Annotated in this window: 7 protein-coding genes and 2 pseudogenes; 5 read left to right on the forward strand and 4 right to left on the reverse strand. The window is 66.3% G+C overall.

What is annotated here, in order from left to right:
* From VIR09_RS09045 to VIR09_RS09060, 4 genes and pseudogenes are all read right to left on the reverse strand, one after another.
* Window positions 1–232, reverse strand: a pseudogene (locus VIR09_RS09045) (hypothetical protein); the annotation flags it as partial.
* Window positions 229–810: a hypothetical protein gene (locus VIR09_RS09050; protein ID WP_332012562.1), complete on the reverse strand. Its 582-nt coding sequence runs from the start codon at window positions 808–810 to the stop codon at window positions 229–231. The pseudogene VIR09_RS09045 and the gene VIR09_RS09050, both read right to left, overlap by 4 nt.
* Window positions 807–1,391 (reverse strand): hypothetical protein, encoded by a 585-nt coding sequence (locus tag VIR09_RS09055; protein ID WP_332012563.1) that lies wholly within the window; start codon window positions 1,389–1,391, stop codon window positions 807–809. Before VIR09_RS09055 ends, VIR09_RS09050 begins: the two co-directional genes overlap by 4 nt.
* A 166-nt stretch (window positions 1,392–1,557) precedes the next feature.
* Window positions 1,558–2,130, reverse strand: a complete 573-nt coding sequence (locus tag VIR09_RS09060; RefSeq protein ID WP_332012564.1) for a hypothetical protein — start codon at window positions 2,128–2,130, stop codon at window positions 1,558–1,560.
* Between the two features lie 279 nt (window positions 2,131–2,409).
* Here VIR09_RS09060 and VIR09_RS09065 point away from each other — a divergent pair, with 279 nt between their 5' ends.
* The 5 genes and pseudogenes from VIR09_RS09065 to VIR09_RS09085 form a co-directional block, all read left to right on the forward strand.
* Window positions 2,410–3,123 carry a gluconate 2-dehydrogenase subunit 3 family protein gene (locus VIR09_RS09065; RefSeq protein ID WP_332012565.1) on the forward strand — a complete coding sequence of 238 codons (714 nt, stop codon included), beginning with the start codon at window positions 2,410–2,412 and terminating at the stop codon, window positions 3,121–3,123.
* 3 nt (window positions 3,124–3,126) lie between these two features.
* Window positions 3,127–4,902, forward strand: coding sequence for a GMC family oxidoreductase (locus VIR09_RS09070; protein ID WP_332012566.1), 1,776 nt, complete (start codon window positions 3,127–3,129; stop codon window positions 4,900–4,902).
* A 12-nt stretch (window positions 4,903–4,914) separates the two neighbouring features.
* Entirely contained in the window at window positions 4,915–6,228 is a 1,314-nt protein-coding gene (locus VIR09_RS09075) for a cytochrome c (RefSeq protein ID WP_332012567.1), read from the forward strand.
* A gap of 273 nt (window positions 6,229–6,501) precedes the next feature.
* Window positions 6,502–7,014, forward strand: coding sequence for an ATP-binding protein (locus VIR09_RS09080; protein ID WP_332012568.1), 513 nt, complete (start codon window positions 6,502–6,504; stop codon window positions 7,012–7,014).
* Between the two features lie 70 nt (window positions 7,015–7,084).
* A pseudogene (locus VIR09_RS09085) lies at window positions 7,085–8,062 on the forward strand (VRR-NUC domain-containing protein); the annotation flags it as partial.

Genomic DNA, 8,062 nt, shown 5'->3' on the forward strand with positions numbered 1-8,062 from the left:
AGCCGCGGCCGGCCGGCGCTTCCAGCACGGCGAATTGCCGCAGTTGCCATTGCGCGCCGCCCAGCGTCGCCTGCGTGCCAGCGGCGATTTCACGCGGCTGCAGTTCGCGGCCATCGAGCCAGCGGGCTACGCTGTCGTGGCCGCTCCAGTACAGGGTCAGCAGCAGCAAGGGAGGCAGCAGCCACAGGCTGCGGCGGCGCCAGCGGCGCTCGCTCATGGCCGCGTCGCTCATGGCGGGGCCTCCTGGTCGAGATCGTATCGGTCGGCGGCAATCGGCCGGCCAGAGCCGTCCAGCGGCACGTCGTCCAGCGCAATGCGCACCTGCGAATCCAGGCGCGGGTCGTAGCGCGCGGACAGCAGCAGCGTGGCGCCGCGCGCTTGATCCGGGCGGATCTCGAACACCAGCCGCACGGTGCGCGGCAGGCCTGGTTCCACGGCATGGGGCGGTTGGTTGCGCGCGAGCACGAGGCGGTCGGTGTGGCGGTAGGTGAGGCCGTCGGGTCCGAGCCAGGCGGCTTCGCCGACGGTGGCCGATGTGTCGCGGGCCGCCAGGCGCAGCCAGACGATGGCCCAGACGCCGCCGGTCCCGCGCGTTTGCGACGCGCTCAGGCTGCGGTAGTGCAATTGCTGCGCGAACTGCACGCGCTCCACGGTGACGTCGAACTGCCGGGCGCTGACCGTCTGTCCCATGGCGCCGCGCACGGTGATGGGGCCGGTCAGCGCCATGTAGCGGGGCGTGCTGCGCTGCATGGCATAGAGGGCCAGCGCCGCGGCCAGCACCAGCAGCAACGTCCCCAGCCGCGCGCTCATGGCGCGGCCTCGAGCGCTACGGGCAAGTCGATCCGGCCGACGTTGGCGGGATTGAACCAACCGGGCGCGCCATATAGATTGTCCACGGGCTTGTAGATCTTGCTCTGCACCGCAAGCGCGGTGCGCGCGGGAGCCGCGGCCGCGGGCGGAAGCATCCAGACAAAGGCCATGCGCTCGGGCAGGCCGGGTTGCAGGTATGGCATCTGCTGCGTGTCGCGCAGGCCGACCACCATCGGTTTGCCCGCAACGGTCGCGAGCGGCGGGTTCCAGCGCAACAGTCCCAGATAGTCGGCGCTCGATTCGGCCGTGCGGTTGGTGAGGTCGGCTTCGACCACCAGCGCCGTGGCGCCGGGCTTGACGGGCACGCCATAGACCTTGGGGCTGGACGCGGTCCAGGCCCGGCGCGGCACCACCTGCCACTGTCCGGTCTGGATCGAGGCATCCGCGCTGTACACCGGTTCGGATGCGCGGTTGAGCTTGCCGTAAGCGCCATACAGCACGATGCTGGCGGCGGCGAGCAGAGAGCCTATGCCTGCCAGGCTGGCGGCGACACGGGCTCTGAGCGAGTGCAGTACGCGCATCCGGACTCCTGGCGCGCGGGCGGCGCGCATCGGGAATTCCAGATCGTAGGCGCGTGGCTCCTGCCGGGCGTTGTCCTTATGTTTCCATGCGTGTCGTGCAGGGCAGTGCGGTGCGCTCAGGCCAAGTTTTGAAACAATTCACGGGCAACGCCCGGACGTGAACGCTTCAGAACAGGTTCAGCGCCCGCGCCACCCACCAGCCCAGGCCGATCGCGACGCCGATCAGCAACGTCCTGCGCAGGCCGCCGCTCCTGGCCGGCACGGCGCCCGGAGCGAGCCCGGAATTTACATGGGACGGCCCGGATTCGGCCGATGCGCGCGCCGGCGCTGGCGCGGCATCATCGGTTTCTATCACGAACTCCGGTTTGGCCTCGTGTTGCTTCATTCCCTGCGCAAGGTTTTCCACGTCGACGCCGGCATTGCGCAGCATGTCCCACAGGCCGCCGTCTCCCTGGCCGGCGCGCAGCGCTTCGATGCGCTCGCGTTCGGCGCGGGGGACTTCGTCCAGGCTGTCGTACTTGCGGCCATTGACCGTGACCGCGCCGTTCTTGATCTCGACCTTGAAGGACTCGCCGTTTTCGATGCCGGCATAGCTCCAGGTTTCGCTCACCGAGGCGCCATCCAATCCGCCATCCAGCAGCTCTTCGATGTTGGCGCGCTGTTCGGGCGTCAGGCCTTCCGCGGTGTTCCAGCTGCGCGTCGTCGTGGTGCTGCGCCAAGTCTTGGTCTTTTCGTTCATAGGTGAGTCCGTTGTCATGCGGGTCTAGTGCAAAGCTTCTTACTTTGTCCTTAATGCAAAACTTATTTTCATGTCAAGAAAATCGATCTGATATGGTCGCATGAGCGTATCAGATGGCCTAAAGAGCGCATAATGTGCGCACCCTTTCCCAAGCTCCATGTCGTGGGGATCGGGTCGATTTTCTGTAAGCGAAGAGCGTGTTGTCACTAGCTCGGCGGTTCGTGTTCCCAGGTTCATGTTCGGTAGCTAGGACAACTTGGAGTATTCACGGAGATGTCTATGACAGAAGACGCAAAGCCGCGCAGGCGGTTCCTGCAGGCGTTGGCCATCGTGCCGGCCTCGACGCTGGCGGTGGGCGCAATGACCGCCGGCTGTACCAACGAGTCGGATAGCGCCGCCGCGCGCGCGGCCAAGCCCTACGAGCCCACCTATTTCACCAAGGCCGAATGGGCCTTCATCGTGGCCGCGGTGGATCATCTGATTCCCGCGGACGAATACGGTCCCGGCGCCATCGAGGCCGGCGTGCCGGAATTCATCGACCGCCAGATGGAAACGCCGTTCGGCCACGGCAAGCTCTGGTACATGCAGGGGCCGTTCCATACCGATCAGGTGCCGGAACTGGGCTATCAACTCAGCCAGAACCCCCGCGAGGTCTACCGCCACGGTATCGAAGCCTGTGATGCCTGGTGCGTGAAGACGCATGGCAAGGCCTACGCCGAACTGGACAAGCCGCTGCAGGAACAGATCCTGAAGGATCTGCAGGGCGGCAAGATCAAGTTCGAAGCCGTGCCTGCCACGACGTTCTTCAGCTTCCTGCTTTCCAACACCAAGGAAGGGTTCTTCGCCGATCCCATGTACGGCGGCAACAAGAACATGGTGGGTTGGAAGATGGTGGGTTTCCCGGGCGCGCGCGCGGACTTCATGGACTGGGCCGACCAGCCCAACGCGAAGTATCCCTACGGCCCCGTGTCGATCTCTGGGGAGAAGGGTTAAGCCATGGCGATCAAAAAAGACAAAGTCGATGCGGTGCTGGTCGGGTTCGGCTGGACCGGCGCGATTCTCGGCCAGGAGCTGACCGAGGCAGGGCTGCATGTGCTGGCGCTGGAGCGCGGCGGGATGCAGGACACGCCCAAGGACGCCGAGTATCCCAAGGTCGCCGACGAGCTGGCGTACTCCGTGCGCGGCAAGCTGTTCCAGGATCTGTCGAAGGAAACCGTGACCATACGCCACGGCGTGGACGACGTGGCTGTGCCGTACCGCCAGAATGGTTCGTTCCTGCTGGGTACGGGCGTGGGCGGCGCCGGCTTCCATTGGAACGGCATGCACTACCGCGTGCTGCCTGAAGAACTGGAGCTGCGCACGCGCTACGAAACGCGCTACGGCAAGAGCTTCATTCCGGAAGGCATGACCATCCAGGATTTCGGCGTGACCTACGACGAGCTGGAGCCATACTTCAGCAAGTTCGAGTACGTCTGCGGCACCTCCGGCAAGGCCGGCAACCTGAACGGTCAGATCGTCGAAGGCGGCAATCCGCTGGAAGGCAAGCGCAGCAAGGAATTCCCGCTGCCGCCGCTGACCACCACCTACGGCGCCCAACTGTTCGACAAGGCGGCGCGCGAGGTTGGCTTCCATCCGTATCCGGCGCCCGCGGCCAACGCGTCGGGCCCGTACACCAATCCGTACGGCGTGCGCCTGGGTCCCTGTAATTTCTGCGGTTTCTGCGAGAACTACGGCTGCTACATGTACTCGAAGGCCTCGCCGCAGACCACCATCCTGCCGGTGCTGCTGAAGAAGCCCAACTTCGAGCTGCGCACGCAATCGCACGTGATCAAGGTCAACCTGGACTCCACCGGCAAGAAGGCCGTGGGCGTGACCTATATCGACGCGCAAGGCCGCGAGATCGAGCAGCCGGCCGACCTGGTGATCCTGTCGGCCTACCAGATGCATAACGTGCGCCTGCTGCTGCTGTCTGGTATCGGCAAGCCTTACGATCCCAAGACCAACGAAGGTGTGGTCGGCAAGAACTACGCCTATCAGATGAATGGCGCGGTCAATGTGCTGTTGCCCAAGGGCACCCAGCTCAATCCCTTCGTGGGCACGGGCGCGGGCGGCGTGGGCATGGACGACCTGAACGGCGACCAGTTCGACCACGGCCCGCTGGGCTTCCTGGGCGGGGCCAGCATCCGCCACGTGCGCTACGGCGGCCGTCCGATCAAGCAGACGCCCACCATGCCGGGCACGCCCACGTGGGGCACGGGCTGGAAGGCCGGGGTGCAGGACGCCTATCAGCGCCACATGACCCTGGGCATTTCCGGCTCGGTGATGTCGTACCGCGACGCCTATCTGTCGCTGGACCCGACCTACAAGGACAGCTTCGGCCAGCCGCTCTTGCGCATGACATTCGACTGGCATGACAACGAATTCGACATGCTGGGCCACATGGGCAAGCGCATGGAGGAAGTGGCCAAGGCCATGAAGCCCGAAAAATACGCCGTGGCGGTGCGCAAGAAGGGCGCGCGCTACGACACGCGGGTCTACCAGAGCACGCACAACACGGGCGGCGCCATCATGGGCGCCAACCCCAAGGAAAGCGTGGTCAACAAGTACCTGCAAAGCTGGGACGTGCCCAACCTGTTCGTGATGGGGGCCTGCGTGTTCCCGCAGAACATGGGCTACAACCCCACGGGCCTGGTCGGGGCGCTGGCCTATTGGTCGGCGCAAGCGATCCGCGACCAGTACCTGAAGAACCCCGGCCCGCTGGTCCAGGCTTAAGGAGACGGCACAATGATTAAGCAGACCATTGTTGCGGCTGTCTCGGCCCTGGCGGCAAGTGCGGCGTTCGCGGCTGACGGCACGCCTGCCGCCGCCGACGCGCAAATGATCAAGCAAGGCGAGTACCTGTCGCGCGCCGGCGACTGCATCGCCTGCCACACGGCCAAGGACGGCAAGCCGTTCGCGGGCGGCCTGGGCATCGATTCGCCGCTGGGCACGATCTATTCCACCAACATCACGCCGGACAAGGACACCGGCATCGGCGGCTATACGTACGAGGACTTCGACCGGGCCGTGCGCCACGGCGTGGCCAAGGACGGGCACTCGCTGTATCCGGCGATGCCGTACACCGCCTATGCCAAGGTCACGCCCGAGGATGTGAAGGCCTTGTACGCCTACTTCATGCACGGCGTGGAGCCGGTCAAGCAGGAGAACAAGGACACCGACATCATCTGGCCCTTGTCGATGCGCTGGCCGCTGGGCGTGTGGCGCTGGATGTTCGCCCCGGACGTGGCCACGGCCCCCGTGACCGCCGACACGCAAGGCGCCGACCGCGCCGCGCTGCTGCGCGGACAGTACCTGGTCGAAGGCCTGGGCCATTGCAGCACCTGCCATACGCCGCGCGGCGTGGCCCTGCAGGAAAAGGCCTTGACCGAGGCCGACGGCTCGGCCTTCCTGTCGGGCGGCGTGGTCGAAGGCTGGCTGGCCAAGAACTTGCGCGGTGACGCTGCCGACGGTTTGGGCAGCTGGAGCCAGGCGGATATCGTGGCCTTCCTGAAGTCCGGACGCAATGGCCATTCCGCCGCCTTCGGCGGCATGGCGCAGGTGGTGGGCGACAGCACCCAGCATCTGTCCGACGCCGACTTGAACGCCATCGCGGCCTATCTGAAGAGCCTGCCGCCGGTGAACAAGGACGCCGCCAAGCCGCAGGCCTACGACGAGTCCGTGGCGCAGGCGCTGCGCACGGGCAAGGACAAGGGCGACGGCGCCATGGCCTTCCTCAACAACTGCGCGGCCTGCCATCGCAGCACGGGCAAGGGCTACACGGAGACCTTCCCGCAGCTGGCGCTCAGTTCGACGGTGAACTCGGCGGATCCCGCTTCCTTGATCCACATCGTGCTCAAGGGCGCGCAGATGCCGGCCACCACGGCGGCGCCGACCGCCTACGCGATGCCGGGCTTCGACTGGCGCATGAGCGACAAGGAAGTCGCCGACGTGGTGACGTTCGTGCGGTCCAGCTGGGGCAACCAGGCGGCGGCAGTCACCGCTGCCGACGTGGCCAAGGTGCGCAAGGACGTGGGGGCGGCGCCGCAGCCGGCGCGTTGACATCCCCGCGCCATCGCCTGGCGTGAGGGAACGCGGCGCCGGCAGGCTGGAGGGCTTGCCGGCGCCGATTTTCTTGCGCGCGATTTGACAGGCGTCGGCGGTAGGCGCAAGCTTGATGTCATGCGCCGATCCCCGACCCCGTTCGCTCTGATTATTACCCCCATCAGGACCATGGTGGGTTAGCGCGCGTCGGTACATCGCTACATAAACCCGCCAGAGGCGGGTTTTTTGTTGCCCGCTTCCTGCCTGCAGTTTTTCCCAGGAGAGCACTTCATGATGTCCACTGATCCTTCCCCCCCGGCCACGCCCATGCTGCACTTCCTGTGCGGCAAGATCGGCTCCGGCAAATCCACGCTGGCGCAGAAGCTGGCGGCGCAGCCCGGCGCCATCCTGCTCAGCGAGGACAGCTGGCTGGCGGCGCTGTATCCGGGAGAGATCGTGGACCTGGCCGACTACGCCCGCTGCGCCAGCCGTCTGCGCAACGCGATGGGCAACCATGTGGCGGCGCTGGTGGGGGCGGGCTTGTCGGTGGTGCTGGACTTCCCGGCGAACACGCGGCGCAGCCGCGAATGGCTGCGCCAGGTGGCCGAGCAGGCCGGCTGCGCCCATCGGCTGCACTACCTGGATCTGCCCGACGAGATCTGCAAAGCCAGGCTGCGCGCCCGCAATGCGTCGGGCACGCATCCGTACACCACCACGGACGAGCAGTACGACGCGATCACCGCGTACTTCGTCGAGCCTGACGAGGCCGAAGGGTTCCATCTGCTGCGCCACGGGCAGGACTGAAACGGCGGCGCGGGTCGGCCCCGCGCCTGCTATGATTGCTGGATAAATATCCAGTTATCCGGCCCGGCCGATGTTTCCCGCCTACCGCTACTACTATCTGCACAACTTCCAGCGCGCGCTGACGTGGGTGGGCGACCGCTACGCCGATCTGCTGGACGCCGCCGAGCGCCGTTTCATGACGGATTTCCCGGCCTTGCCGCAGGCATCCCAGGCGCTGATGGTCCGCATGTTGATGCGGCGCGGCCCGTGGTTCCGGGCCGGCCGGCTGGTCTATGAAGAGATCGGCGCGGCCGAGGCCGCCGCCCAGCCCCTGCTGGCGCTGGGCTGGCTGGACGCGCAGGCGCCGATGACGCTGGACGAGCTGTTCGACCTGCATACCAAGCCGGAACTGAGCCGCATGTTTGCGGATCTGCCGGTCAGATCCGCCTCGCGCAAGAGCGATCTGCTGGAGGCCGCGCGCGCCGCCTGTGCGGATGCGCGGCCTTACGCCGAATGGAATCCTGCCGTGGACGAGCCGGTCTGGCGCGTGACCGTGACGGATATCTGCGAACGTTTCCGTCTGATGTTCTTCGGCAATCTGCATCAGGACTGGTCGGAGTTCGTGCTGGCCGACCTGGGCGTGTTCCAGTATGAGACGGTGCCGTTCGATGCCTCGTCCCGCGCTTTCCAGACGCGGGAAGATGTGGATTGCTATCTGGCGCTGCACGCCTGCCGCGTGGCGCTGGACGAAGGGGCCGACGCCGATGCGCTGATGCGGGCCGTGCAGGCCTGCGCCAGCGGCAATCCCTGGCTGGAAAAGCGCCGCGCCAAGGTCCTGCTGCGCATCGGGCAGGCTTGCGAACGGGCGCGGGACTGGGACGCCGCGCAACGCGTGTATGAGGCCTGCGCCTATCCCGGCGCGCGCCATCGCCGCATCCGCGTGTATGAGCGCATGGCGCGGTACGGCGATGCGCTGGCCTTGGCGCTGCAGGCGCAGGCCGAGCCCGAGAGCGAAGAGGAAAGCCAGCGCTTGGCGCGCATGTGGCCGCGCCTGTATCGGGGCGCGGGG

This window comes from Achromobacter sp., from assembly GCF_036567245.1.
GTDB lineage: Bacteria > Pseudomonadota > Gammaproteobacteria > Burkholderiales > Burkholderiaceae_B > Achromobacter.